This window comes from Agromyces sp. NPDC056389, assembly GCF_042262385.1.
GTDB lineage: Bacteria > Actinomycetota > Actinomycetes > Actinomycetales > Microbacteriaceae > Agromyces.
The window spans coordinates 149753-174000 of the sequence record NZ_JBHJPN010000003.1 but is presented as its reverse complement, the minus strand read 5'-3'; the positions used below and the strand labels follow the sequence as shown (position 1 = coordinate 174000).

Genomic DNA, 24248 nt, shown 5'->3' with positions numbered 1-24248 from the left:
TGAGCATTAGGAAACCTGTTGCTGAATCCGGTCCACCTCCGCACACTCCTCGAGACCGTTCGCCTCGGCTCGTTCGCCGCGGCCGCGAATCGACTCGGCTATACGCCATCGGCGGTGTCGCAGCAGATGGCGGCGCTCGAGCGCGAGGTCGGAGTGCCGCTCTTCGAACGTGCGGCGCGAAGCGCGCATCCGACCGATGCCGCGAACGCCATGGCGCGCCACGCGGTGCGAGTGCTCGCGGACATCGACGCGCTGCTCGCCGCGACGTCGAGCGCGCACTCGTCGATCACCCAGGAGTTGCGGCTCGCCGTCTTCCCGAGCCTCGCGACCCCGCTCCTCGAACGGCTCTTCGAGCTGCCCGAATGGCGCAGTTCCGACATCGACCTCCAGCTCTGGGTGGCCGACCCGTCCCCGACGATCCAGCAGCTCCGCTCCGGGCGGGAGTTCGACGTCTCCCTCGTCTACCAGGTCGGCGACAGCGGGCTGTCGTGGCCGCAGTCGGTGACGCCCGAATGGCTCGGCGACGACAAGTTCCGTGTCGTCGTGCCGACCGCATGGGGACTCGCCCCGAACGAACCCACGCCCCTGCACCGGCTCGAGAACCGGCCGTGGATCTTCCACCACCCCGGAACCAGCGACGCCGCGGTCATCGACCGCCTGTTCCGCGGACTCGACCTCCGGGCACGCGTCGTCGCACGCTCCGACGACTTCGCCGTCACGCTCGGTCTCATCGCCGGCGGATTCGCCGCCTCGATCGTTCCCGACATCGCCCTGCACCGCCTTCCCCCGGGAGTGACCGTGCTCGACGTTCCCGACTTCCGGCTCGAGCGGAAGATCTTCGCCCTCGTCCCGCGCGAGTCCGACGGGACGCAGCTCGAGGTCTTCATGAGCGCCGTGACGACGATCCTGCACGGGCTCGGCGTCAGCACCCGAACGCACTGACGAATGAATCATCCGGAACTATAGCTTTACGACCGGATGTCTGGTTATGCTGGCGCGACACCACGACGATGTGGTGTCGCCGGTAGGGGGTGATCGGCGCAGCGAAGACAGTGGAAGGCAGTGATGTCTGAAGATCGCGGGTCCGCAGCGGGCCTCTCCGACGGCGAACACCTCAGCGTGCTCGGCTACGACGACACGTTCAATCGATCGATGAGCCTGTGGGCGAACTTCGCCCTCGGCTTCACCTACCTCTCGCCCCTCGTCGGCGTCTACTCGCTCTTCGCGGTCGCCCTCTCGATCGGCGGACCGCCCTCGATCTGGTGGATCGTGATCGTCGGCGCCGGCCAGCTGCTCGTCTCGTTCGTGTTCGGCGAGGTCGTCTCGCAGTACCCGATCCACGGCGGCATCTACCCGTGGGCCCGCCGCCTCTGGGGTCGGCGCTACGCCTGGATGGCGGCCTGGGTCTACATCTGGGCGATGATCGTGACCATCACCTCGGTCGCCGAGTTCGGCTCGGGGTTCGCGGCGAGCCTGTTCGGCATCGAGCACACCAATGACTCCACCCTCTGGCTGACCCTGGGCTTCCTCGTCATCGCCCTCGCCATCAACTTCACCGGAACGAAGTGGCTGGCCCGCGTCGCGCGCATCGGCCTCGCCGCCGAGCTCATCGGCGTCATCGGCCTCGGCCTCTACCTGCTGATCTTCCAGCGCAAGCAGGAGTTCAGCGTCTTCTTCGACACCATGGGCGTCGAGGGCGACGGCAGCTACGCAGCGGCCTTCATGGGCGCCGCCCTCGCCGGCCTCTTCCTGTTCTACGGCTTCGAGGCGTGCGGCGACGTCGCCGAGGAGGTCGAGAACCCGGCGCGCCGCATCCCCAAGGCCATGATGCTGACGATCCTCGTCGGCGGCGTCTCGGCGCTGTTCTCATTCGGCGGCTACGTTCTCGCAGCGCCCGACCTCGCGTCGATCGTCAACGGAGAGGACGCCGACCCCATCCCCGGGATCCTCGAGGCGACACTCGGCGCAGCGGGCGCGAAGATCTTCCTCGTGATCGCGATCACAGCGTTCCTCTCGTGCGTGCTGAGCCTGCAGGCCGCGGCGAGCCGTCTGCTTTTCTCGTTCGCCCGCGACGGCATGGTCCCCGGCCACCGCTGGCTCGCGCGCGTCTCCCCCAAGAGCAAGGTGCCGACGAACGCGCTCATCGTGGCGTGCACGGTTCCCGCCCTCATCGCGGTGCTCATCTGGGCCAACAACGACCTGCTGGTCCCGATCACGGCGTTCGCGGTGCTCGGCATCTACGTCGCGTTCCAGATGGTCGTGCTCGCCTCGCTGCGCCAGCGGTTCAAGGGCTGGCGCCCCGCCGGCCCGTTCTCGCTCGGCTCCTGGGGCCTGCTCGTCAACATCCTCGCGCTGGCCTACGGCATCTTCGCGATCGTGCTGCTCTCGCTGCCGGGTTCGACGGGCGACTTCTTCACCGACTACGTCGTGCTGATCGGACTCGGTGTCGTCCTCGTCACCGGACTGCTCTACCTCTTCCTCGCCCGCCCCGATCGCAAGTCCGATGCCCCCACCGGTGACGCGATCGCGGTCGCCGACGAGATCCGGCTGCGCACGGGCGCGACCCGCGTGGTCGAGCAGGCGCAGCAGTAGCCGAACGACCTCGAAGCGGAGGCCTACGCTGGACGCATGATCCGCAGACACGTGCTCGTGCACGGGATCGTGCAGGGCGTGGGCTTCCGCTTCGCCGCGCGCCGCGAGGCGGAGCGACTGGGTGTCGTCGGATGGGCGCGCAATCGCGCCGACGGCACGGTCGAGGCCGAGATCGAGGGCGACGAGGCATCCGTCGTCGCGATGCTCGAGTGGCTCGCGAACGGCCCGCCCGGCTCCGTCGTCGAAGGCACGGATGTCACGCCGCGAGAGCCAGCGGGCGACACCGGGTTCCGCATCACCGGGTGACGCCGGAACACTCGATCCGACCGCTGCGCCAGACGTCAATACCCCGATTGACCGGGTGTTCGAACGGATCTACCGTTGAATCGACCCCCGAATGGGAGCCACCGACACGAGGAGGCTGGTTTCTATGAAGAAGTGGACGCGATGGGAGGACTGGGTGGCCATCGCCGCAGGTCTGGCGGTGGTGCTGTCGACGATGTTCGTGGCTCCGATGGGCGCCTCGGTCGCGATCATGGTCACGCTCGGCACCCTGCTGATCCTCTCGGGAATCGTGAACCTGGCCCGACCGGGCATGGTCTCGATGGAGTACGTGCAGGCGGCACTCGGCGTGCTGCTGATCATCTCGCCATGGGTCGGCGGCTACGCGGACGCGATGACCTTCGGGGCCGCGTGGATGTCGTGGATCTGCGGTGCGGTCACGGTGATCGTCGCGGCGCTCGCCATCCGACCGGCCATGCAGGCCCACCAGGGCGCGATCCCCCACTGAAACCCATCGACGATGAGGCGGGGCCGGCGTACCGGCTCAGAGCCAGTACGCCGAGCCGCGCCGGCGGAACGACTCGTCGTCGACCGGGTCGAGCCCTCGATGCCGCTCGGCCGAGATGAGCAGCCAGACGACCACGAGTGCGAGCACGACGGTATAGACGGCCGGCCCGAAGGCGCCGATGAGGGTCATCCAATACGCGGCGGCCGCGGCCACGACGATCGTGGCGACCGACGCGAGGACCGTGGTGGTTCGTTCGCTCATACCGTCAAGCTACGCCGCTCCGCCGACAATGCAAGCGAACGACGAAGGACCCGCCGAACATCGGCGGGCCCTTCGGGGAGTCTGCGGTGAGACTAGATGGCGTTGACGTCCAGCGGGATGCCGGGGCCGAACGTGGTCGACACGGCGCCCTTCTGGATGTAGCGGCCCTTCGAGCTCGACGGCTTCAGACGCAGGACCTCTTCGAGAGCCGCCTTGGCGTTCTCTTCGAGCTGCTCCTGCGTGAACGAGGCCTTGCCGACGACGAAGTGCACGTTGGCGTGCTTGTCGACGCGGAACTCGATCTTGCCGCCCTTGATGTCGGAGACGGCCTGGCCGACGTTCGGGGTCACGGTGCCGGTCTTCGGGTTCGGCATGAGGCCGCGCGGGCCGAGCACCTTGCCGAGACGGCCGACCTGGCCCATGAGCTCGGGGGTCGAGACCGCCGAGTCGAACGCGGTGTAGCCGCCGGCGACCTTCTCGATGAGCTCGGCGCCGCCGACCTCGTCGGCGCCGGCAGCGATGGCAGCCTCAGCGGCGGGGCCGGTCGCGAACACGATGACGCGAGCGGTCTTGCCGGTGCCGTGCGGGAGGATGACGGTGCCGCGCACCATCTGGTCGGCCTTGCGGGGGTCGACGCCGAGCTTCAGCGCGACCTCGACGGTCGAGTCGAACTTCGCCGAGCCCGTCTCCTTCGCGAGGGCCACTGCCTCGGTCGGGGTGTAGAACTTGCCGTCTTCGATCTTGTCGGCCGCGGCGCGGTAGGCCTTTGACTTCTTTGCCATGTTGCTTCTCCTTGAGAGAGTGTGGTCATCTGCGCCTGGCGGGCGCTGCCACTGAATGCTGAGTTCTGGTGAACGGATGCCGCGTGGCATCCGTCGAGGCCTATTCGACCGTGATGCCCATCGAGCGAGCGGTGCCCGCGATGATCTTCGACGCTGCGTCGAGGTCGTTGGCGTTGAGGTCGACCATCTTCGACTCGGCGATCTCGCGCACCTGAGCCTGGGTCAGCTTGCCGACCTTGGTGGTGTGGGGGACGCCGGAGCCCTTGGCGACGCCGGCAGCCTTCTTGATGAGCTCGGCGGCGGGCGGGGTCTTCAGGATGAAGGTGAACGAGCGGTCTTCGTAGACCGTGATCTCGACGGGGATGACGTTGCCGCGCTGGGCCTCAGTCGCCGCGTTGTACGCCTTGCAGAACTCCATGATGTTCACGCCGTGCTGACCCAGGGCCGGGCCGATGGGCGGGGCCGGGTTCGCGGCGCCGGCCTTGATCTGAAGCTTGATCAGACCGGTGACCTTCTTCTTCGGTGCCATGATTTCTCTCTTTCTGTTCGAACGCCCCGGTGGCCGGGGCACTCTCCCGCAACCCGGCCGTTCCGGGATGCGGTGATCTGATGTGCTGTTGCCAGCGCGTGCCTGACGCAGCACAACCCTCCGATTGTACCGGAGGGCCGCTGCGTACTGTCTGGGAGGTGCTAGAGCTTGGTGACCTGGTCGAAGCTGAGCTCGACCGGGGTCTCGCGCTCGAAGAGCGAGACGAGCACGATGAGCTTGCCGCTCTCGGGCTTGATCTCGCTGATCGTGCCGGGCAGGCCCGCGAACGAACCGTCCTTGATCGTGATGGTCTCGCCGACCTCGAAGTCGACCTCGGCGGGGATCGCGCGGGCCGCACCGGCGGCCGAGCCGGCCTTCGCGCCCTTGACGGGAGCGACGTCCTTGATCTCGACGAGGCTCTTCAGCATGCCGAAGGCCTCTTCGAAGCGGAGGGGGGTCGGGTTGTGCGCGTTGCCGACGAAGCCGGTGACACCGGGCGTGTGGCGGATGACCGACCACGAGTCCTCGTTGAGGTCCATGCGCACGAGCACGTAACCGGGGATGCGGACGCGCGTGACCATCTTGCGCTGGCCGTTCTTGATCTCGACGACGTCTTCCATCGGCACTTCGACCTGGTAGATGTAGTCGGCCATGGCCATCGACTCGCGGCGCTGCTCGATGTTCGCCTTCACGCGGCGCTCGAAGCCCGCGTAGGAGTGGATGACGTACCACTTGCCGGGGAGGAACCGGAGCTCGGCGCGGAACTCCGCGTACGGGTCGGCCTGCTCCTCGTCTTCTTCGATGACGGCCTCGACGGCGGCCTCGGCCTCTTCGGCCGAGTCGATGTCGAGTGCGTCGTCGACCACGGCGTCGGCCTCGGGGTCGGTCGACTCCGCGATCGCGTCGAGCACGGCGTCGAGGTCGACGTCGTTGCCCTCGTCGTCGACGACGTGCACGGCGCGGTGCTCGGCCGGCTCGACCGATTCCTCTTCGTGCTCGAGGGTGTTGCCCGTCTGCGCCTCGTCGTCTTCGGCCGACTGCTCGGCAGCCGTGGCCCAGTCGACGTCGTCGCGCTCAGTCCTTGACACTTCTCTCAATCCTTTTCTCCGGTGCGCCAGCGGCGAACCGGATCCGTCGAACCCGAAGGTCCGATCAGACCCCCGGTGTTCCGAAGACGTACAGCACCAGCCAGCCGAACACCTGATCGAACGCCCACACGATCGCCATCATGATGATGACGAACACGAGCACCACAGTCGTGAAACTGAGGAGCTCCTTGCGGGTCGGCGTGACGACCTTCTTCAGCTCGGCGATGACCTGCCGGATGAACAGGGCGACGCGCGAAAAGGGGTTCCGACGCGCGGCGCGATCGCGCTTCGCGTTGGCGACGACGTCTTCACTCGGTTCGTCGATTACTTTTCGTGCCACCTCGTACACCTTTCGTGGGCCGGCAATCACTGCCGGCTCGCAGGGCGGACAGGACTCGAACCTGCAACCTGCGGTTTTGGAGACCGCTGCTCTACCAATTGAGCCACCGCCCTATGGAACGACCGGGTGACCGGGGCTGTTCCACCGATTGCCGAGCGCCACGATTCCCTTGCGTTTCTCACCAGGTGAAGGCCCGAAAATAGGCGCAGAGAATCTTGGCTGACTTCAACAACCTCACCAAGTGTATGCGACGCCGCAGGCAGAGTAAAGCCGAGCGGACGCCCCGCCGCCGACGCCGGCCCCGGGGCATCCGAATCGCCCGCGTCGACGGGTCGATCGGCTTAGATTGAGCGCATGACGATCGACCGCGCATCGCGCCTCGTTCCGGAGCCGCGCAGCAGCGCCGAGGTCACCGGCGAGCACTCGCAGTTCCGCCTCGACCTCGAGCGCATCCGGTTCTCGCCGTACTTCTCGCGGCTCTCCGCCGTCACCCAGGTCATCGCGCAGCCGGGCGCGGGCCCGCTCATCCACAACCGGCTCACCCACTCGATCAAGGTCACCGCGGTCGCGCGGGCGATCGCGGTCAAGCTGACGGATGCCGCGTCGCCGGCGCGCGAACTCGCGCTCGAGCACGGCTGCGACGCCGTCGTCGTGCAGGCCGCGGCGAGCGCGCACGATCTCGGCCACCCGCCGTTCGGGCACCTCGGCGAACGGGTGCTCGACCGGCTCGCACGCGAGACGCTCGGGCTCGTCGACGGCTTCGAGGGCAACGCGCAGAGCTACCGGATCCTCACGGCGCTCGACGTCAGCGAGGCCGCCCCTCGCGGGCTGAACCTGACGGCGGCGGTGCGCACGGCCGTCGCGAAGTACCCGTGGACGAGGTACATCGACGCGTCGTCCTTCGGCGACGGGCCGCTGCCGCGCGGCCTCCGCCGCACCGCGCAGGGCATCGAGGTGCCCAAGTACTCGGCGTACGGCATCGACGCCCTCGACCTCGAGCAGGCCCGCGCCGGGCTCCCGCCGATGCAGCAGTCGCTCGAGTGCTCGATCATGGACATCGCCGACGACGTCGCCTACTCGATCCACGACGTCGACGACTTCTACCGGGCCGGCGTGCTCAGCCAGGGCGCGGTGGCGCGGGAGTTCCGCGGCTGGATCGAGGGCGGCTCCCAGCTGCGCGAGCTCGACGAGGCGGCCCTCGACGCCCGCACCGCACCTGCGGGCAGCGCGCTCGAGGCCCTTCGCCGCAAGTTCGCCCGCGACGATCCCTGGGTGGCCTCCGACGACGCGTTCGCCGATGCGGTCGACGTCGTCGCCGACGACCTCGTCGACGGCCTGCTGGCGACGCCGTTCGACGGGTCGATCGCCTCGGAGCGCGCACTCTCGTCGTTCACGAACCGGTGGATCAGCCACCTGCAGTCATCGGTCGTGCCTGCACCGCCCGATGTCGTGCGTTCGGGTCTCGTGACCCTCGATCGACAGGCCTGGCACGAGGTCGAGATCCTGAAGTTCGTGCACCGGCACTTCATCCTCGACCGCGCCGACATCGTCATGTACCAGCGCGGACTCAGCCGGGTGCTCGCCCGCGCCGTCAAGGGGCTCACCGCCTGGGCGACCGACGAGCACGACCGCGACCGGGTTCCGCAGCGCCTGAAGGAGCTCGTGGACATCGCGACCGACGGCTACGCGGCGCTGCGCCACGAGCGCCCCGACGGCGTTCCGATCCCCGCGGCGGGCGACGTGCGCCGGCTCGGAGTCGGTCGCGGGGTGATCGACTACGTCGCGTCGCTCTCCGACGATCAGGCGCTCGCGGTGTCGGAGGCGCTCGACGGGCGGCCCGACCGACTGTGGGACATCGGCCAGAACCTCTGACCCAGCGCGATGCAGGCCGCTCCGAGCCCGACGAGCACGGCGCCGGCGATCGCGACCCACCACGCGGTGTCCGCGGGGATGTCGAGGTAGACACTGATGCCGAGGATGCGCGAGAGCCCCCACGGCAGCAGTGCCATCTCGTCGTTCCACGTGGTGAGCGCCGCCTCGAGGCCGATCAGGCCGATGAGCGAGCCGAACACCGCGAGCACGCCGCCGATGCCCGCCACGACCGCACCGGTCGCCCAGAGCGCTCCCCGCTCGACGGCGAGCGCCCAGGCCGCGGCGATCACGACCCAACCGAATGCGGCGAACGCGACGGCGATGTAGGCCGAGCGCCCGACCGGATTCGTCCAGAACTCGAACCAGTAGCCGCCCGGCCCCGTCGGGGCGAGCACGACGAGCAGCAGCGCCACGCGCAGCATCGCGGCCCCTCCGATGGCCGCGATGACCGGCCATGCCGAGCGACGACCGAGGGCGAGCCAGACGACCCCCGCGAACAGCACCCAGCCGCCGAGGGTCACGAGCAGGTGCGACGGGGCGAGGAACCAGGTCTGGATGCCGCGGCTCGCCACGAGGAAGGCGGCGGGCACGGCGGCCAGCAGCACCCGGTCGAGACGGCCGAGCCCCTCGACCACCGCTCGCGCTCGCCATGGCCTGGTTCCGGCGATCCACAGCGCACGTGCGGCCCGGGCGCCGGGCCATCCGGCGCGGGCGAAGCCGTCCGCGATGCCGTAGGCCAGCCATGCGGCGAGCAGCACGAGGGCGACGCGCGCGGCCCACGCCATCGGCAGGTCGCGCACGGCCCGCTCGACGCCGAGCTCGGCCGCCGTCAGGTTGTACGGGGGCAGGTACGGGTCGCCCGCGTAGGCGGCCTCATGAGCGGCGGCGGATGCCTCGAACGCCCGCCGCGCGGCATCCCACCGCTCGTATGCCACCGAGTCGCCGGTGTCGTGCCACTCCGCCTGCCGGAGGAACATCTCGCGGTAGTCGCCGAGCATCGCGAAGGTGTTGGCCTGGTAGTCGAGGGTGTCGAGGAACGCCGTGCGCAGTACGGGGTCGCGCCAGCTCGCGGCATCCGTCGCCTCGATCGCCGACTGCATGCGCTCGACCGCGGCGATCGCGCGGTCGCCGCCCGCGATCGCCTCGTCGAGCTCGTCGCGGCTGATCTCGTAGATCACGTTCAGCACGGCGCTGTCGCCGGTGAGGATGTCCCACTCGAAGATCCACATCATGGGCGGCGGTTCGAGCCCGATCGCGAAGACCCGGCGGTCGGCGAACGGGCCGATGTAGAGCCCGTCGGTGATGGCGGCGCGAGACTGCGCCATCGCCTCGCCGATCGCCGCGACGGTCGCCGGGTCGTCCGAGAACCAGCGCCGCGCCCAGTCGGCCGTGATCGCGGCGGGGTCGGCCTCGGGGTCGCGTGCGAGCCGCACGGCGAGTTCGGTGTTCAGCTCGTAGAGCTGCCAGAAGCCGGCCTTCAGCTCGAGTGAGAGCGGGCCGGCCCGCCATGGGCCGCCGTCCTGGGTCCACGTCCAGATTCCCTCGACGCGCGGATTCGCCGCGATGAACCGTTGCAGCGCCTCCTGGTAGAGCACCCCGAGGTCGTTCGGGAACGCGCCGAAGTTCTCGAACTCGCGCCGACTCTGGAACTCGACGATGCGTCGCTGCTCGCCGATCTCGAGGGTGTGGTTCAGCGGCAGGTGGCTGTAGAAGTCGCCGAGCGTGTACTTCGTCGACACGATGAGCGCATCGGAGTCGATGCCCGCGAGCACCGCCTCGTAGGAGGCGTCGTTCGTGTGCATGTCGCCGACGGCGCCGACGCCGACGCTCCAGCTGCGGAAGATCACCTCGCGGTCGGCGCGCTCGGCCTGCTCGGTGAACGCCGTGAGCATGGCCCGCACCGAGTCGACCGTCGTGACGGCGAGCTTCGAGTAGTAGTCCCAGCCCGGCAGGTCGTAGACGCGGCCCGCCTCGCCGATGCGGATGAGCACGCCGTCGAGGAAGGGCATCTCGGCGTAGAGCTCGTCGAGGCCGGCCGAGTAGACCTCCCAGAACTCGGGGTCCTCGGTGGCGAGGCCCCCGAAGCGCTCGACGAGGTACTCCTCGAGCGGCGTCGTGAGGGTGAGCATGTCGGTGCGGAAGTACACGTCGAGGCCGGCGTCGTGCGCGTACTCCCACATCGGCCCGAACGCCTCGCGCATCGCGTGGGCGCGGGCGACGTGCGAATCGTCGGCGTCGTAGACGTCGGTGCCGTCGCCGACGCCCGAGAAGGTCAGGTACTCGACGAATCCGGGGATCGCGATCGCGTTGTACCCCTCGGCGAGCGCGTGCCGCACGTAGGCCTCGAAGTCCGCGCGGGCGACCGCGAGCGCGGTGTCGTCGATGTACGGCGCCTCGGCGAGGATCACGTCGGCGAAGGCCTTCGAGTTGTGCGAGTAGTCGTCGCCGGCCGCCCACTCCGATTCGTCGACCGTCACGCCGACGGCGCCGAGGTCGACCATGCGGAAGCCGAGGCGGGAGTCGATCGTCTCGCCGAGGCGTTCGGTCACGCTCCGGCGGTCGCGCACCGCGGCGGCGAGGTCGTAGACGCCGAGCACGGCGCCGGCCTCGGATGCCGCGACCACGCGCAGCGCGTCGGGAGCGCCCTCGAGGCGGTAGGACTCGTCGTCGTCGCTCCCCGCACCTGCCGTGCCATCGCCGATGACGACGTCGAGGGCGGCCGTGCCGTCGGTCGCGTCCGCATCGGCGACCGCGTCGCGCAGCTCGTCGACCGCGAGCTCCATGCGGAGCGAGTGCGGCGCGGAGATCGCCGTGAACTCGGGGGGAAGGGCCGACGGGGTCTCGGGCGCGGCCGCGAGCACCTCCGACGGGATGTCGGACGGCTCGCTGCGGATGCCGAGCTCGTCGGCGAGCACCACGGCGACGCCGGCGCCCAGCGCCACGAGCACCGTGAGCGCGACACCGGCGAGGATTCCCCGTCGGGTTCGCGCCATCACGTGGGCAGCGTAGCAAGAGTGGGACAGATGTCCCAGAAAAATCTCCGCCGCGAACGCGTCTCTGCGCCGCGCCCGGCATTCGTTGCCCTGCTCGGTCGCCACGCGCTAACGTGACGCCAGCACCATCTGCGTCGACGCAGATCGCGTCGGCGCTGCATCGATGCGAAAGGGAGTGTCACCATGAGCGAGACGCAAGTCACCGGCTGGGTCGGTTGGGGAGTCTTCGCGGCGATCATGCTCATCATCGCCGGCGGTTTCGACGTGCTGTACGGCTTCATCGCGCTCGCCATGCCCGACAGCGCGTACCTCACGGCCGACGTCGGCGCGTTGTTCATCTTCGATGTGCAGGGCTGGGGCTGGTGGCACGTGATCAGCGGCGCCCTGCTCGTGCTGATCGGCGCCGCCCTCTTCTCGGGCGCGACGTGGGCTCGGGTGGTGGCCGTGATCCTCGTGATCATCAACGCCATCGGGCAGCTCTTCCTGCTGCCCGTGCAGCCGTGGTGGTCGATCATCGTGCTCACGCTCGACTTCCTCGTGATCTATGCGCTCACGGTGCACGGCCGCGAGCTCAAGACCCGGAGCTGAGGCGAACACGGGCTCGGATGCCGCGGCTTCCGCTCGCGTCATCCGAGCCCTGTCATGCGGGGCCCGCGCGCCGTAGGCTGGTGCTCGTGACCGAACACCCTCGCCTCTCCGCCCGCATCGCCGCCATCGCCGAGTCCGCGACCCTCAAGGTCGATGCGAAGGCGAAGGCCCTCCAGGCCGAGGGGCGCCCGGTCATCTCGTACGCGGCGGGCGAGCCCGACTTCGCGACGCCCGAGTACATCGTCGAGGCGGCGCTCGCGGCGACGCACGACCCGAAGAACTACCGGTACACGCCGGCGGCGGGCCTGCCCGAACTGCGCGAGGCGATCGCGGCGAAGACCCTCCGCGACTCGGGCCTCGAGGTCTCCCCCGGCCAGGTCGTCGTCACGAACGGCGGCAAGCAGGCGGTCTACCAGGCGTTCCAGACATTGCTCGACCCGGGCGACGAGGTGCTCGTGCCGACGCCCTACTGGACCACGTACCCCGAGGCGATCAAGCTCGCCGGCGGCGTGCAGGTCGACGTCTTCGCGGGCTCCGACCAGGGCTACCTGGTGACGGTCGCCCAGCTCGAGGCCGCGCGCACCGACCGCACGAAGGTGCTGCTCTTCGTCTCGCCGTCCAACCCGACCGGCGCCGTCTACTCCCCCGAGCAGACCCGCGAGATCGGCGAATGGGCGCTCGAGCACGGCATCTGGGTCGTCGCCGACGAGATCTACCAGAACCTCACCTACGCCGAGGAGCCCGACGGCGTGCCGCCCCGAGCCGTCTCGATCGTCGAGGCCGTTCCCGAGCTCGCGAACCAGACGATCCTCGTCAACGGCGTCGCGAAGACCTATGCGATGACGGGCTGGCGCCTCGGCTGGATGGTCGGCCCGGCCGATGTCATCAAGGGCGCGGCGAACCTGCAGTCCCACCTCTCGTCGAACGTGTCGAACATCTCGCAGCGCGCGGCGATCGCCGCGCTCAACGGCCCGCAGGACGCGGTGGAGGAGATGCGCCGTGCGTTCGACCGTCGTCGCCGCACGATCGTCGCCGAGCTCTCGAAGATCGACGGCATGACCGTGCCGGTGCCGCAGGGCGCCTTCTACGTCTACCCCGACGTCACGGGCCTGCTCGGCCGCGAGTGGGGCGGCGTCACGCCGACGACCTCGCTCGAGCTCGCCGACCTGATCCTCGACCAGGCCGAGGTCGCCGCGGTGCCCGGTGAGGCCTTCGGTCCGTCGGGCTACCTGCGCCTCAGCTACGCGCTCGGCGACGCACCGCTCCTCGAGGGCGTGCAGCGCCTGCAGCGCCTCTTCGCCTAGCCATCGGTCGCGGCCTCAGGGCCGCGCGAGCGCGGTGCGCGCCTCGACGGCGAGCTCGTCGGCGACGGCGGTGAGCAGGTTCGAGCGCAGGTTCCACTGCTGCCAGAAGAGCGGCACGTCGATCGGCTCCCCGTCGAGCCGCACGAGCGCGCCGCGCTCGAGTTCGTCGGCCGACTGGAACGCCGGCAGCATGCCCCAGCCGAGCCCGAGCTTGACCGCTGTCGCGAAGTCGCTCGACGCCGGCACGAAGTGGCGGGGCGGACCGTCGGGGTCGATGCCCTGCGCCGACAGATGCTCGCGCTGCAGGTCGTCGCGCCGGTCGAAGTCGACGAGTGGCGCCGCCGCGAGCGCGCCCGCCCGCGCAACCCCCGGCGCGAGCCCCCAGCGCTCGGCGAAGACGGGCGTCGCCACGGCCTGGTAGCGCATGACGCCGAGCGGGCGCACGAGGCATCCGGCCACCGGCGCCGACTGCGAGGTCACCGCGCCCAGCACCGTGCCCGACTCGAGCAGCCCCGCCGTGAAGTCCTGGTCGTCGCGGTGCAGGTCGAAGACGACCGGGTGCCGCTCCCCCACACGGGCGAGCGCCGGCAGGAACCAGGTCGCGAGCGAGTCGGCATTGACCGCGAGGGCGAGCGAGATCGGCCGAGCGGATGCCTCGTCGAGCCCGAACTCCGCGAGCGCGTCGTGCTCGAGCAGGGCGACCTGGCGCGCGAGTCGCACGATCGGCGCACCGGCGTCGGTGGCCCGCACCGGCTTCGAGCGCACGACGAGCACCCGCCCGAGCTGCTGCTCGAGCGCCTTGACGCGCTGGGAGACCGCCGACGGGGTGATGCGCAACCGCCGTGCCGCCGCGTCGAACGTGCCCTCGTCGATGACGACGGCGAGCGTGCGAGCGAGGTCGAGCGGTATCTTCATCTGAAGCCATGCTAATGCCGATGAAGAATCTTGAGCTGGAGTAAGGCTGCCGCCACGCCTACAGTCGACTCGTGCCCCTCTCATCACTGCTGGCCGGCTTCGGCCTCGGCCTCTCGCTCATCGTCGCGATCGGCGCGCAGAACGTGTTCGTGCTGCGACAGGGCATCCGGCGCGAGCACGTCTTCGCGGTGGCCGCGATCTGCGCGCTGAGCGACCTCGCGCTCATCATCGTGGGGGTCTCAGGCATCGGAGCCGTGCTCACGGCCGTGCCGTGGCTCGTCGACGTCATCCGCTGGGCGGGTGCGGCGTTCCTCGTCGCATACGGCCTGCTCGCGGCGCGCCGCGCGATCCGGCCGAGCGGCGAGACGCTCGAGGCCGCGTCGGCCGAGCGCGAGGTCGAGACGGCCGAGGCGGATGCCGCGGGGCTCGTGGACGGCCGGGCCGGGACACCCGCGGCGCCCGCGAACCCCGCGGCATCCGTCTCGACGACGCTGACCCGGCGGAGCACCGGCCTCGCCGCGGCCGTGCTGACCTGCCTCGCGCTCACCTGGCTGAACCCGCACGTGTACCTCGACACCGTGTTCCTGCTCGGCTCGGTCGCGAACACCCACGGCGACGGCCGCTGGGCCTTCGCCGTCGGAGCCGGCATCGCGAGCATCGTCTGGTTCTTCGGCCTCGCCTACGGCGCACGACTCCTGGGCGGCGTGCTCTCGAGCCCCCGCGCGTGGCGCGTGCTCGATGCGATCATCGCCGTCGTCATGGTCGGGCTCGGCGTAATGCTCGTGCTGCCGCACTGAGCGGGCCGGGCAGCCGATCCCGCGGATCACCCACACAAGTGTCGAGAACGGCTATCGCCGTTCGTCGTACTTGCGTAGGTTGACCGAGAGAGAGGTTCCACCATGGAATACGCACTGTTCTACGCCGAGGGCGACGACCCCGTCGCTTACGTTCCGGCGGCCGACGACATCGGCGACTGGGTCGACGACCTCGAGGCCCGGGGCGCGTCCGAGTACGGCGAACGGCTGCGGCCCGACCATGACGCCACCATCGTGCGGGTGCGCGAGGGGCAGCTGCTCGTCACCGATGGCCCGTTCACCGAGTCGAAGGAATCGATCGGCGGCTTCGACATCATCGACGTCGCCGACCTCGACGAGGCGATCGAGATCGCGTCGAGGCATCCCGCAGCTGCGTTCGTGAGGGTGGAGGTGCGCCCGTTCGTGCAATGGCCCGACGCCGACCCGTCGGCTCGCGTCGTCCCGACGGGCTTTCGCGACCGGGTGGCGAAGGGCACGCGGTATCTGATGCTCGTGGTGGCCGCTCAGCAGGGCGCGGTCATCAGCGACGACGGAGGCGGCGACGCCTCTCCCGACGACGACGGAGCGAACGACGATCCCGAAGCCTGGGTCGGCGAGATGGACGCCCGCGGAACCCGCCTCTTCGGCGAGGTGCTGCACGGACCCGAAGAAGCGACCTTCGTGCGCCGACGCGAGGGCGAGGTGCTCGTCAGCGACGGCCCGTTCGCCGAGTCGAAGGAGTGGGTCGCGGGCTTCGACGTGCTCGAGGTGCGCGACCTCTCCGAGGCGATCGAGGTGGCGTCGAAGCATCCGATGGCCAGGGGCGGCACGCTCGAACTGCGCCCGCTCTGGCCGTTCGACGTGCACGACGACCACGTCGCCCGCCACGAGCGGGAGGCTGCCGAACGCGGCATCCGCGTCGAGCCGTCGGCCGCCGAAGCGCTCGACGCGGTCGCGGGGGCAGGCCGCTGCATCGCGAACGGATGACGGCCGGAGGGCCGGCGCACGGGGACCGAGCCGACGGGCTCGCGCCCGAGGTCGCATCGGCCCTCCACTCCGCATTCGCGACCGACTGGTCGAGGGTCGTTGCGACGCTCATCCGGACGACGGGCGATTGGGATGTCGCCGAGGAGGCGGCCTCAGGGGCGTTCGAGCGGGCGGCGACCACGTGGCCGCGCGACGGCGTGCCGTCGAACCCGGGCGCATGGCTCACCACCGCCGCTCGCAACCTCGCACTCGACCGGCTGCGGCGTCTTGCCGTGGAGTCGGGAAAGGTCAGGGAGTGGATGTCGATGGAAGCCCTCGAGGGACGCACCGGGCCACCGGACCCTGCCGAGATCGCGGTCGCTCGCGACGAGCCGGCGTGGGACGATCGCCTTCGCCTCATCTTCACGTGCACCCACCCGGCGCTGCCGATGGAGTCGCGAGTCGCGCTCACCCTGCGCACGGTGGGCGGCCTCGAGACGAGCGAGATCGCGCGCGCGTTCTTCGTGCCCGAGCCGACGATGGCGCAGCGCCTCGTGCGCGCGAAGCGGAAGATCCGGCATGCGGGCATCCCCTATCGCGTGCCACCGCCCGAAGCGCTGCCCGCTCGCCTCGACGGGGTGCTCGCCGTGCTCTACCTCGTCGCCAACGAGGGCTACGTCGCCTCCTCGGGCGACCGCCTGCAGCGGGTCGATCTGGCTCAGGAGGCGATCCGCCTCACGCGACTCGTCGTCGAGCTGCTGCCCGACGCCTCGGAGCCGCGCGCCCTGCTCGCGCTCATGCTCCCGCAGCACGCACGAGCGACGACCCGGGTCGATGCCGACGGCGAACTCGTTCCCCTCGAAGAACAGGATCGCGAACGCTGGAACCGGGAACTCATCGCCGAGGGGCTCGCCCTGCTCGACGCGACCCCGAGGACCGAACGCGGCCCCTACCGGATCCAGGCGGAGATCCAGGCCGTGCACATTCGCGCGCGCACCCCCGAGGAGACCGACTGGGCTGCGATCGTGCGGCGTTACGACGAGCTCGCGCTGCTCACGAAGGGCGCGTCGCCGTTCGTCGAGCTCGCCCGCGCGATCGCGATCGGCATGGCCGACGGCGCCGACGCCGGTCTCGCGGCGCTCGCCGCACTCGAGTCATCAGAACGCCTCACCGGGTACCACCTGCTGCCAGCGGCGCAGGCGGACTTCCTGCGGCGCTCCGGGCGAGCGGAGGCGGCCTCCGCCCGATACCGCGAGGCGATCCCGCTCGCCCCGACGGCGCCCGAGCGACGCTTCCTCGAACGCCGGCTGGCAGAGGTCGAGGCGTTGGATCAGCCTGCGCCCGATCGCTGACACGCCAGCCGCATTGGCTGCGTGACTACAACCTGCCACCGATCCATGCAGCAGACCACCCGAACGTCGGGAGGTATCGATTCACCGCGCATGCTCCTCGGGCGGCACTTCATCCTTCAGGAGAATCTTGGCTTGAAGGGTTCTGCACAGATCATCGGCAAATCGCTTTCCCATTGGAAACGCGCCTCCTGGCCCCTTACCTACCAGCATGAGTTCGATCAGTGTGCTGCCCCTCTCGTCCCGTACTTCAACCACGATGCCGTGGAACGCTCTACTCCCATGCCCGTCCGAGAGCGCCGCGGTGTAGACCCGATGGACCGTCCGCCATTGGATCTCTAACACAGATTCCGGGCTGGATGTGCCGTCGAAGAGATGAAGTGACGCCTGATCATCCACCAAGGTCGTCCGCCATCGAGCAAGTTGGCCTGCGGAGTACGGAAGGAACTCCATGCTCGGCCGCTGGAAGGTTGCCAAGACACGCGCGAGATTCTGTGTGACTTGAATCGTCGCAATAGGTGAGAGGCCAGCCTTTACGAGCGCCCGATCTCGAACGCGTGAACCTCTGTACATGACAGACAGCACCAGAACACTCAGAGCCGCGAACACGACAGGAAAGAAAAGAACGCGCCCAAGAATCGTGGCGGTGTCCTCAGGTTGCTCCGATGCCTCTCGCGCAATCGATCGAACGACAAGGGCGCCTTGAACAATCACCAACCCGAGAATCGCGTACCACCACGCGCTAGGTCTCGCCATGCGGATCACTTCGGACAACCCCTCCACCTCGAGAAAGAAGCGCGCTTCCATAACGAAACCATTGTTGATGTGCGCGACCTCAAGCGCGCCTGTTACTCAGACTGGAGCCAGATCCAGTCGGTCACCCGAAGAAGTTGGACCTGTCGGTTTCTCGCGCGAGCTTATCGATGTCCCGCCACGCCACGTAACGAACGCTCGGCTTGGGAATAAGGAACCTCAAGATGAAGCGCTGAAGGAAGGCCATGAGGTTGATGACGAACCAACCAGTGCATTGACGCAGCGATGCACGCGGCTCAGCTCGCCAGGACAGCGCGAACCACCAGGTCAGCCAGCTCAACGGCACTGCCACCCACAGGAGGACGAGAAACGACACGGTGACGAGGAGCGTACCGAAGCCAGAGTCGAGTGGGGGCCCGCTCCGCGAAATCGACATTAGAGTCCTCCGACCCAATCGAGCACGTGGCCACCGCAACCAGGGGCAACGGTCCCCACAAAGATATCTTGGATCCAGGAAACGAGTTGCTGCTGCACCCACTGGTCCTCGTACTCAATCATGAGTTGGAGTGCACCTCGTGGTATCCCGCCGGCTACAGTCACAAAACCGCTGCCCCGAAGAACTCAGCACTAACACCGACTGGAATGCCAGCCACGTCGCTTCGGCTGTCTTTCCAGCCGCCATCATTCCGATGCCGGCGATCACCCGGTTCATGCCCCACGCGACTCCCTCAATCATGAACTCTCCACGGGAGGAATCCGCACGCGGCGAACGTGACTCTAGCCGGGGCCAGTCGACCCACGGGCGCCATCCACCGACCGGTGGATGCCGGAATCGAACCGTCGGGGGCTGTCGGTCCGCGCGCGGCCGCGAGAGGCTACGGGGTATGAACACCACACGCACGGATGCCGCGGTGCAGATCCGCGGGCTCCGCAAGGTCTACGGCGGGGTGACCGCGGTCGACGACCTCGATCTCGACATCGCCCACGGCGAGACGTTCGCCCTGCTCGGGCCGAACGGCGCAGGCAAGTCGACCACGGTCGAGATCCTCGAGGGCTACCGGCTCCGCACCTCGGGCGAGGTGAGCGTGCTCGGCGTCGATCCGGCACGCGGCGGCCTCGACTGGAAGTCGCGCATCGGGATCGTGCTGCAGTCGAGCGGCGAGACCGGACTGCTGACCGTCACCGAGGTGCTGCGGCACTTCGCCTCGCTCTACCCGAACCCGCGCGACGTCGACGAGGTCATCGCCGCCGCCGGGCTCGAGGCGAAGGCGAAGACGCGCATCGCGAAGCTCTCTGGCGGCCAGCAGCGCCGCGTCGACGTCGCACTCGGCATCGTGGGCCGACCCGAGCTGCTGTTCCTCGACGAGCCGACCACTGGCTTCGACCCCGAGGCGCGGCGACAGTTCTGGGGGCTCATCCGCTCGCTGAAGGCGGAGGGCACGACGATCCTGCTCACCACCCACTACCTCGACGAGGCCGCCCAGCTCGCCGATCGCGCCGGCGTCATCGCCGGCGGCCGGCTCCTCGACGTCGGCGCCATCGACGAGATCGGCGGCGCCGACGCACGCCGGCCCATCGTGCGCTGGCGCGACGCGGGCGGCACCACTCGTGAGGTGCGCACCGACGAGCCGGGGCTGCACGTGGCATCCGTCGTCGCCGAACTCGGCCGCGAACCGGCCGGCCTCGAAGTGATCCGGCCGACCCTCGAAGACATCTACCTGGAGCTCGTGCAGAGCGCCGTACCCGACACGACCGCCGAGGAGGCCCTCGCATGAGCACCAACCTGATGACCCAGGGCACGTCGCGCATCGGCGTCGAGACGAAGATGTACTTCCGGGCCGCCGACACACTGTTCTTCACCTTCCTCTTCCCGTTCGTGATGCTCGCGATCTTCTCGGCCGCATTCAGCGCATCGGGCGAGGTCGGTCCTCCCGGGGCCGAGATCTCGATCGCGGCCCTCTACCTGCCGGCGATGCTCGCCGCTGGCATCTTCCTGTCGGGCGTGCAGAACCTCGCCATCGACATCGCCTTGGAGAAGTCGAACGGCACGCTGAAGCGGCTGGGTGGCACGCCCCTCTCGCCGATCGGGTACTTCGCCGGCAAGATCGGCCAGGTCTTCGTCACCGGCACGCTGCAGGCTGGGCTGCTGATCCTCGCCGGATGGCTCGTGCTCGGCATCGACCTGCCCACCGAGCCCGAGAAATGGTTCACCTTCGCCTGGGTGTTCGTGCTCGGCCTCACGACCTGTGCGCTGCTCGGCATCGCCCTCTCGGCGCTGCCCCGCTCGGGCAAGAGCGCCGCCGCGGTCGTGATCCCGATCGGGCTGATCCTCCAGTTCATCTCGGGCGTGTACCTGCAGTGGAACATGCTGCCCGAGTGGCTGCAGAACTTCGCGAGCCTGTTCCCCCTCAAGTGGATCGCCCAGGGCATGCGCTCGGTGTTCCTGCCCGAGGGATGGGAGTCGCTCGAGCAGAACGGTTCGTGGAACCTCCCCGGCGTCGCGATCGCGCTCGGCATCTGGCTCATCGTCGGGTTCGTGCTCTCCCGCCTCACCTTCCGCTGGATCCGGCGCGACGCCTGAGGCGCGTGCGAGACTCGCAACATGCTGAGCAGACGATGGTGGGATGTCGCGGCGATCGCCGTGGCATCCATCCTCGTGCTCTTCACCCTGTTCGACCCGCCGCCGTACGGACCGAACGACTGGGGCGTCTGGGCGACGACGGGCGCGTTCCTCGTCTTCTACTTCGCCTACGCGAGGGCCCATCTCGGCGTCGATCGCCTCGCCCCGCACCTCGTGATCTCGATCGGGTTCGCGATGCTCGTCGGCGTCGGCGCGTCGTTCGAGCCCTCCTTCGCGATCATTCAGGTGTTCGTCTATCCGTTCATCTGGACGACGGCGCCGTCGATCCGCAGCGCGGTCGCGTCGAACGTGCTCATCGGCGTCGCGCTCGCAGCTGGCTACGTCGTGCACTTCGGCCCGAGCGGCATCGTCGCCGGGGTCATCAGCGCAGTGGTCTCGGTCGGCTTCAGCATCGCGCTCGGGCTCTGGATCACGAACATCGCCCTGTACGGCCAGGAGCGCGGCCGCCTGCTCGAGGAGCTGCAGGCCGCACAGGGCCAGCTCGCCGCGATGCACCGCGACGCCGGGGTCGTCGAGGAGCGCGCACGCCTCGCCCGCGAGATCCACGACACGATCGCGCAGAGCCTCACCGGGCTCGTCATGGTCGCGCAGCGCACCGGCACACGGCTCGAAGCGGTCGACGGCGCGGCCGCGGCATCCGCTCGCTCCGACGTCGAGCTCATGGAGCAGATGGCGCGTGAGGCCCTCACCGAGGCGCGCGGCCTCGTCGCCTCGCTCGCACCGGTCGAGCCGGGCGCCGGGCTCGGCGACGCGCTCGCCAGGCTCGGGGCGAGCTTCGAGCGCGAGACCGGCGTCGCCGTGACGGTCTCGGCGAACGCGACCGGCCTCAGCCGCGAGCACGAGGTCGTGCTGCTGCGCTCGGCGCAGGAGGGGCTCGCGAACGTGCGCAAGCACGCGAGCGCCCGGCACGCGGCGGTGACGGTGGAATCCGTCGACGGCGAGGTCGTGCTCACGGTCTCCGACGACGGCGTCGGCCCGGGTGCTGCGACGCCCGGCGCCTCGGGCTTCGGGCTCACCGGCATCCGCGACCGCACCGCGCTCGTCGGCGGCTCGTTCGCGATCGAACCGGGGGCCGAGGGCGGCACGGTGCTGCGCGTCGGCATCCCCCGAGCGGATGCCGCAGAACCTGAGGAGACCGAATGAGCATCCGCATCGTCGTGGCCGACGACCATCCCATCGTGCGCGCCGGCATCGTCGGCCTGCTCGACGCCGAGCCCGGTCTCGAGGTCGTCGGCGAGGCCGCCGACGGCGCGGACGCGGTGGCCGTCGCGGCATCCGAACGCCCCGACCTGGTGCTCATGGACCTGCGGATGCCGCAGCTCGACGGTGCAGCGGCGACCGCGCGCATCCTCGCCGAGGTGCCCGGCACGCGCGTGCTCGTGCTCACCACATACGAGACCGACGACCACATCCTCGCGGCGATCGAGGCGGGAGCGAGCGGCTACCTGCTGAAGGCGGCCCCGCAGGCCGAGATCGTCGCCGGCATCCGCGCCGTCGCCGCCGGCGAGACGGTGCTCGCCCCGTCGATCGCGGCGAAGCTCGTCTCGAGGGTGCGCGCCGACGCGGCCTCGGTCACCGCGCCCTCGCTCTCGCCGCGCGAGCTCGAGGTGCTGCGGCTCGTGGCCGACGGCAGCTCGAACCCCGAGATCGCCCGGGCGCTCTTCATCGGCGAGGCGACGGTGAAGACGCACCTGCTGCACGCCTTCGAGAAGCTCGAGGTGAGCGATCGCACGCGAGCCGTCACCCGGGCGATGGAGCTCGGGCTGATCTAGCCGGCCTCATCGAGATCCGGCGTCATCGAGATTCGGGGCGGCCACAGCGCTCGCGGCCTACGCTGGAGGTGGCATCCGCGCGCGCCGCGGCATCGACGGGGCACACCCGTGATCGTGCGTGCGGGTGGCCGTGAGAGGCACGCATGAACCCGTACGAACACCGCCCGTGGCTCGCTCACTACGCCGAAGGGGTGCCGCCGACGATCGATGAGCCGAGCCAGACCCTCGTCGACATGATCGACGACGCGGTGGGCCGGTTCAGGCGACGCACGGCACTCGAGTTCTTCGGCGCCGAGACGAGCTACCGGGAACTCGGCGAGCAGATCGCCTCGACGGCCGAGGGGTTGCGTCGGCTGGGCGTCGTCGCAGGCGATCGGGTCGCGCTCGTGCTGCCGAACTGCCCGCAGCACGTGGCGGCGTTCTACGCAGTGCTGCGCCTCGGTGCGATCGTGGTCGAGCACAACCCGCTCTACACGCCGCCCGAGCTGCGGCACCAGTTCGAAGACCACGGCGCACGCGTCGCGATCGTCTGGAACAGCGTCGCCGACACGGTCGCCGAGTTCCCGAGCGACATCCGGCCCGCCCACATCGTCTCGGTCGACCTGACGCGCGCTCTGCCGTTCGGCAAGCGGATGGCGCTGCGCCTGCCGATCCCGAAGGCCAGGCGCTCCCGCGCCGCGCTCACGACGAAGCCGCGTGCCCGCGGGCTCGTCGAGTGGGAGCGGCTCACCTCGCGGCGGGCGCTCGCCAAGCGGCATCCGCGCCCCTCCCTCGATGACACGGCCGTGCTGCAGTACACCAGCGGCACCACCGGCACACCGAAGGGCGCCGTGCTCAGCCACCGGAACCTGCGCGCGAACGCGATGCAGGGCCGTGCCTGGGTGCCCGGCCTCGCCGAGGGCGAGGAGGTCTTCTACGGGGTGCTCCCCCTCTTCCACGCCTACGGCATGACGCTCTGCCTGACCTTCGCGATGTCGATCGGGGCGCGGCTCGTGCTGTTCCCGAAGTTCGACTCGGGTCTCGTGCTCGATGCCGCACGGCATTCGCCACCGACGTTCCTGCCCGCCGTGCCGCCGATCTACGATCAGCTCGTGCGTGCAGCCGCGCGTCACCCGCGTGCCCTCGAGCGCATCCGCTTCGCCATCTCGGGTGCGATGAGCCTGCCCATCGCGACCGTCGACCGCTGGGAGAGCGCGACCGGCGGGCTCCTCGTCGAGGGCTACGGCATGACCGAGTCCTCGCCGATCTCGGTCGGCAACCCGATGGGACCGACCCGGCGGCCGGGCACGGTCGGCGTGCCGTTTCCGAGCACCGAGATCCGCGTCGTCGACCCCGACGACCCCGACGTCGACCGGCCGGCGGGCGAGGCCGGCGAGCTGCTCGTGCGGGGGCCGCAGGTCTTCCAGGGCTACTGGCGACGACCGACCGAGACCGCCGCGACGCTGCTCACCGGCGGGTGGCTCCGCACCGGCGACATCGTGCACGTCTCCGACGACGGGTTCGTCACGATCGTCGACCGGGTGAAGGAGCTCATCATCACGGGCGGCTTCAACGTCTCGCCGTCGGAGGTCGAAGCTGCGCTGCTCGCCCATCCCGACGTGCGCGGCGCCGCGGTCGTGGGCCTTCCGCGAGCGTCGGGGGGCGAAGCGGTCGCAGCGGGCGTGGAGCTGCGCGACGGCGCCGTCTTCGACGAGGCGGCCCTCCGCGACTTCTGCCGTACGAGCCTCACGCCCTACAAGGTGCCGCGCCGTATCGAGCTCTTCGACGAGCTGCCGCGTTCGCTCATCGGCAAGGTGCTGCGGCGCTCCGTGCGCGACGAGCTGCTCGAACGCGGCTGAACCCGCCCGGAGCGCTGGCACGACGAAGCTCCCCTCCGCCGCGTCGAAGACGGGCGAAGGGGAGCTGCGCTCGAGCTGCTG

Annotated in this window: 24 protein-coding genes and 1 tRNA gene; 15 read left to right on the top strand and 10 right to left on the bottom strand. The window is 69.6% G+C overall.

Features of this window, described 5'->3' with window-relative positions:
* Window positions 1-18 precede the first annotated feature (18 nt).
* The 4 genes from ACFCVM_RS16890 (at window position 19) to ACFCVM_RS16875 (ending at window position 3382) form a co-directional block, all read left to right on the top strand.
* On the top strand, window positions 19-942 hold the full coding sequence (locus ACFCVM_RS16890; RefSeq protein WP_375837842.1) for a LysR family transcriptional regulator: 924 nt from the start codon (window positions 19-21) through the stop codon (window positions 940-942).
* A gap of 123 nt (window positions 943-1065) precedes the next feature.
* Entirely contained in the window at window positions 1066-2592 is a 1527-nt protein-coding gene (locus ACFCVM_RS16885) for an APC family permease (protein WP_375837840.1), read from the top strand.
* A gap of 36 nt (window positions 2593-2628) precedes the next feature.
* A complete protein-coding gene (locus tag ACFCVM_RS16880; RefSeq protein WP_375837838.1) occupies window positions 2629-2898 on the top strand; it encodes an acylphosphatase in 270 nt (89 codons plus the stop codon).
* Window positions 2899-3022: 124 nt separating this feature from the next.
* Window positions 3023-3382: an SPW repeat protein gene (locus ACFCVM_RS16875; protein WP_375837836.1), complete on the top strand. Its 360-nt coding sequence runs from the start codon at window positions 3023-3025 to the stop codon at window positions 3380-3382.
* Between the two features lie 36 nt (window positions 3383-3418).
* On the opposite strand, the gene ACFCVM_RS16870 is transcribed toward ACFCVM_RS16875, so the two are convergent.
* The 6 genes from ACFCVM_RS16870 to ACFCVM_RS16845 form a co-directional block, all read right to left on the bottom strand.
* Window positions 3419-3643, bottom strand: coding sequence for a hypothetical protein (locus ACFCVM_RS16870; protein ID WP_375837835.1), 225 nt, complete (start codon window positions 3641-3643; stop codon window positions 3419-3421).
* A 92-nt stretch (window positions 3644-3735) separates the two neighbouring features.
* Complete coding sequence (gene rplA, locus ACFCVM_RS16865; RefSeq protein ID WP_375837833.1) at window positions 3736-4425, bottom strand: 50S ribosomal protein L1; 690 nt, start codon at window positions 4423-4425, stop codon at window positions 3736-3738.
* A gap of 100 nt (window positions 4426-4525) precedes the next feature.
* Entirely contained in the window at window positions 4526-4954 is a 429-nt protein-coding gene (gene rplK, locus ACFCVM_RS16860) for a 50S ribosomal protein L11 (RefSeq protein WP_022891467.1), read from the bottom strand.
* A gap of 161 nt (window positions 4955-5115) precedes the next feature.
* Window positions 5116-6042 carry a transcription termination/antitermination protein NusG gene (gene nusG, locus ACFCVM_RS16855; RefSeq protein WP_375837832.1) on the bottom strand — a complete coding sequence of 309 codons (927 nt, stop codon included), beginning with the start codon at window positions 6040-6042 and terminating at the stop codon, window positions 5116-5118.
* A 64-nt stretch (window positions 6043-6106) separates the two neighbouring features.
* Entirely contained in the window at window positions 6107-6382 is a 276-nt protein-coding gene (gene secE / locus ACFCVM_RS16850; protein ID WP_056007694.1) for a preprotein translocase subunit SecE, read from the bottom strand.
* 40 nt (window positions 6383-6422) lie between these two features.
* Window positions 6423-6495: transfer RNA gene (locus ACFCVM_RS16845), tRNA-Trp, on the bottom strand.
* A gap of 241 nt (window positions 6496-6736) precedes the next feature.
* On the opposite strand from ACFCVM_RS16845, the gene dgt reads away from it, so the two are divergent.
* Window positions 6737-8254, top strand: coding sequence for a dGTP triphosphohydrolase (dgt, locus tag ACFCVM_RS16840; RefSeq protein WP_375837830.1), 1518 nt, complete (start codon window positions 6737-6739; stop codon window positions 8252-8254).
* Here dgt and ACFCVM_RS16835 read toward each other — a convergent pair.
* Window positions 8182-11247, bottom strand: a complete 3066-nt coding sequence (locus tag ACFCVM_RS16835; protein ID WP_375838322.1) for a hypothetical protein — start codon at window positions 11245-11247, stop codon at window positions 8182-8184. The two genes, dgt and ACFCVM_RS16835, sit on opposite strands and share 73 nt — an antisense overlap.
* 183 nt (window positions 11248-11430) lie before the next feature.
* On the opposite strand from ACFCVM_RS16835, the gene ACFCVM_RS16830 reads away from it, so the two are divergent.
* Window positions 11431-11835, top strand: a complete 405-nt coding sequence (locus ACFCVM_RS16830; RefSeq protein ID WP_375837828.1) for a hypothetical protein — start codon at window positions 11431-11433, stop codon at window positions 11833-11835.
* Window positions 11836-11921: 86 nt separating this feature from the next.
* A complete protein-coding gene (locus ACFCVM_RS16825; protein WP_375837827.1) occupies window positions 11922-13139 on the top strand; it encodes a pyridoxal phosphate-dependent aminotransferase in 1218 nt (405 codons plus the stop codon).
* Between the two features lie 15 nt (window positions 13140-13154).
* Here the strand turns inward: ACFCVM_RS16825 and ACFCVM_RS16820 are convergent, their stop codons facing one another.
* Complete coding sequence (locus ACFCVM_RS16820; protein ID WP_375837825.1) at window positions 13155-14054, bottom strand: LysR family transcriptional regulator ArgP; 900 nt, start codon at window positions 14052-14054, stop codon at window positions 13155-13157.
* A 71-nt stretch (window positions 14055-14125) separates the two neighbouring features.
* Between ACFCVM_RS16820 and ACFCVM_RS16815 the strand changes: the two genes are divergently transcribed.
* The 3 genes from ACFCVM_RS16815 to ACFCVM_RS16805 all read left to right on the top strand — a co-directional run bounded on the left by ACFCVM_RS16815 (window position 14126) and on the right by ACFCVM_RS16805 (window position 17166).
* Window positions 14126-14851 (top strand): LysE/ArgO family amino acid transporter, encoded by a 726-nt coding sequence (locus tag ACFCVM_RS16815; RefSeq protein ID WP_375837824.1) that lies wholly within the window; start codon window positions 14126-14128, stop codon window positions 14849-14851.
* Between the two features lie 102 nt (window positions 14852-14953).
* Window positions 14954-15835: a YciI family protein gene (locus ACFCVM_RS16810; RefSeq protein WP_375837823.1), complete on the top strand. Its 882-nt coding sequence runs from the start codon at window positions 14954-14956 to the stop codon at window positions 15833-15835.
* Window positions 15832-17166 (top strand): RNA polymerase sigma factor, encoded by a 1335-nt coding sequence (locus ACFCVM_RS16805; RefSeq protein WP_375837822.1) that lies wholly within the window; start codon window positions 15832-15834, stop codon window positions 17164-17166. The genes ACFCVM_RS16810 and ACFCVM_RS16805 overlap by 4 nt, the downstream gene beginning before the upstream one ends.
* Before the next feature lie 81 nt (window positions 17167-17247).
* Here the strand turns inward: ACFCVM_RS16805 and ACFCVM_RS16800 are convergent, their stop codons facing one another.
* Window positions 17248-17970 (bottom strand): hypothetical protein, encoded by a 723-nt coding sequence (locus ACFCVM_RS16800; protein ID WP_375837821.1) that lies wholly within the window; start codon window positions 17968-17970, stop codon window positions 17248-17250.
* A gap of 70 nt (window positions 17971-18040) precedes the next feature.
* Window positions 18041-18292, bottom strand: coding sequence for a hypothetical protein (locus ACFCVM_RS16795; RefSeq protein ID WP_375837819.1), 252 nt, complete (start codon window positions 18290-18292; stop codon window positions 18041-18043).
* Window positions 18293-18800: 508 nt separating this feature from the next.
* Here ACFCVM_RS16795 and ACFCVM_RS16790 point away from each other — a divergent pair.
* From ACFCVM_RS16790 to ACFCVM_RS16770, 5 genes are all read left to right on the top strand, one after another.
* Complete coding sequence (locus ACFCVM_RS16790) at window positions 18801-19691, top strand: ABC transporter ATP-binding protein (protein ID WP_375837818.1); 891 nt, start codon at window positions 18801-18803, stop codon at window positions 19689-19691.
* Window positions 19688-20497 (top strand): ABC transporter permease, encoded by an 810-nt coding sequence (locus tag ACFCVM_RS16785; protein WP_375837817.1) that lies wholly within the window; start codon window positions 19688-19690, stop codon window positions 20495-20497. The genes ACFCVM_RS16790 and ACFCVM_RS16785 overlap by 4 nt, the downstream gene beginning before the upstream one ends.
* A gap of 21 nt (window positions 20498-20518) precedes the next feature.
* Window positions 20519-21700, top strand: a complete 1182-nt coding sequence (locus ACFCVM_RS16780; RefSeq protein WP_375837816.1) for a sensor histidine kinase — start codon at window positions 20519-20521, stop codon at window positions 21698-21700.
* A complete protein-coding gene (locus ACFCVM_RS16775; protein WP_375837815.1) occupies window positions 21697-22329 on the top strand; it encodes a response regulator in 633 nt (210 codons plus the stop codon). Before ACFCVM_RS16780 ends, ACFCVM_RS16775 begins: the two co-directional genes overlap by 4 nt.
* Window positions 22330-22472: 143 nt before the next feature.
* Window positions 22473-24167, top strand: coding sequence for a long-chain-fatty-acid--CoA ligase (locus ACFCVM_RS16770; RefSeq protein ID WP_375837814.1), 1695 nt, complete (start codon window positions 22473-22475; stop codon window positions 24165-24167).
* Window positions 24168-24248 lie beyond the last annotated feature (81 nt).

What these genes read in the sequence shown, in the direction of transcription:
- ACFCVM_RS16790 (WP_375837818.1), top strand. Translation starts at nt 18,801, where the DNA reads ATGAACACCACACGCACGGATGCCGCGGTGCAGATCCGCGGGCTCCGC.
- ACFCVM_RS16870 (WP_375837835.1), bottom strand. Translation starts at nt 3,643, where the DNA reads ATGAGCGAACGAACCACCACGGTCCTCGCGTCGGTCGCCACGATCGTC.
- ACFCVM_RS16800 (WP_375837821.1), bottom strand. Translation starts at nt 17,970, where the DNA reads ATGGAAGCGCGCTTCTTTCTCGAGGTGGAGGGGTTGTCCGAAGTGATC.
- ACFCVM_RS16885 (WP_375837840.1), top strand. Translation starts at nt 1,066, where the DNA reads ATGTCTGAAGATCGCGGGTCCGCAGCGGGCCTCTCCGACGGCGAACAC.
- ACFCVM_RS16875 (WP_375837836.1), top strand. Translation starts at nt 3,023, where the DNA reads ATGAAGAAGTGGACGCGATGGGAGGACTGGGTGGCCATCGCCGCAGGT.
- ACFCVM_RS16830 (WP_375837828.1), top strand. Translation starts at nt 11,431, where the DNA reads ATGAGCGAGACGCAAGTCACCGGCTGGGTCGGTTGGGGAGTCTTCGCG.
- ACFCVM_RS16805 (WP_375837822.1), top strand. Translation starts at nt 15,832, where the DNA reads ATGACGGCCGGAGGGCCGGCGCACGGGGACCGAGCCGACGGGCTCGCG.
- ACFCVM_RS16770 (WP_375837814.1), top strand. Translation starts at nt 22,473, where the DNA reads ATGAACCCGTACGAACACCGCCCGTGGCTCGCTCACTACGCCGAAGGG.
- ACFCVM_RS16835 (WP_375838322.1), bottom strand. Translation starts at nt 11,247, where the DNA reads ATGGCGCGAACCCGACGGGGAATCCTCGCCGGTGTCGCGCTCACGGTG.
- rplA (WP_375837833.1), bottom strand. Translation starts at nt 4,425, where the DNA reads ATGGCAAAGAAGTCAAAGGCCTACCGCGCCGCGGCCGACAAGATCGAA.
- ACFCVM_RS16820 (WP_375837825.1), bottom strand. Translation starts at nt 14,054, where the DNA reads ATGAAGATACCGCTCGACCTCGCTCGCACGCTCGCCGTCGTCATCGAC.
- ACFCVM_RS16785 (WP_375837817.1), top strand. Translation starts at nt 19,688, where the DNA reads ATGAGCACCAACCTGATGACCCAGGGCACGTCGCGCATCGGCGTCGAG.
- ACFCVM_RS16880 (WP_375837838.1), top strand. Translation starts at nt 2,629, where the DNA reads ATGATCCGCAGACACGTGCTCGTGCACGGGATCGTGCAGGGCGTGGGC.
- dgt (WP_375837830.1), top strand. Translation starts at nt 6,737, where the DNA reads ATGACGATCGACCGCGCATCGCGCCTCGTTCCGGAGCCGCGCAGCAGC.
- ACFCVM_RS16775 (WP_375837815.1), top strand. Translation starts at nt 21,697, where the DNA reads ATGAGCATCCGCATCGTCGTGGCCGACGACCATCCCATCGTGCGCGCC.
- rplK (WP_022891467.1), bottom strand. Translation starts at nt 4,954, where the DNA reads ATGGCACCGAAGAAGAAGGTCACCGGTCTGATCAAGCTTCAGATCAAG.
- ACFCVM_RS16810 (WP_375837823.1), top strand. Translation starts at nt 14,954, where the DNA reads ATGGAATACGCACTGTTCTACGCCGAGGGCGACGACCCCGTCGCTTAC.
- ACFCVM_RS16780 (WP_375837816.1), top strand. Translation starts at nt 20,519, where the DNA reads ATGCTGAGCAGACGATGGTGGGATGTCGCGGCGATCGCCGTGGCATCC.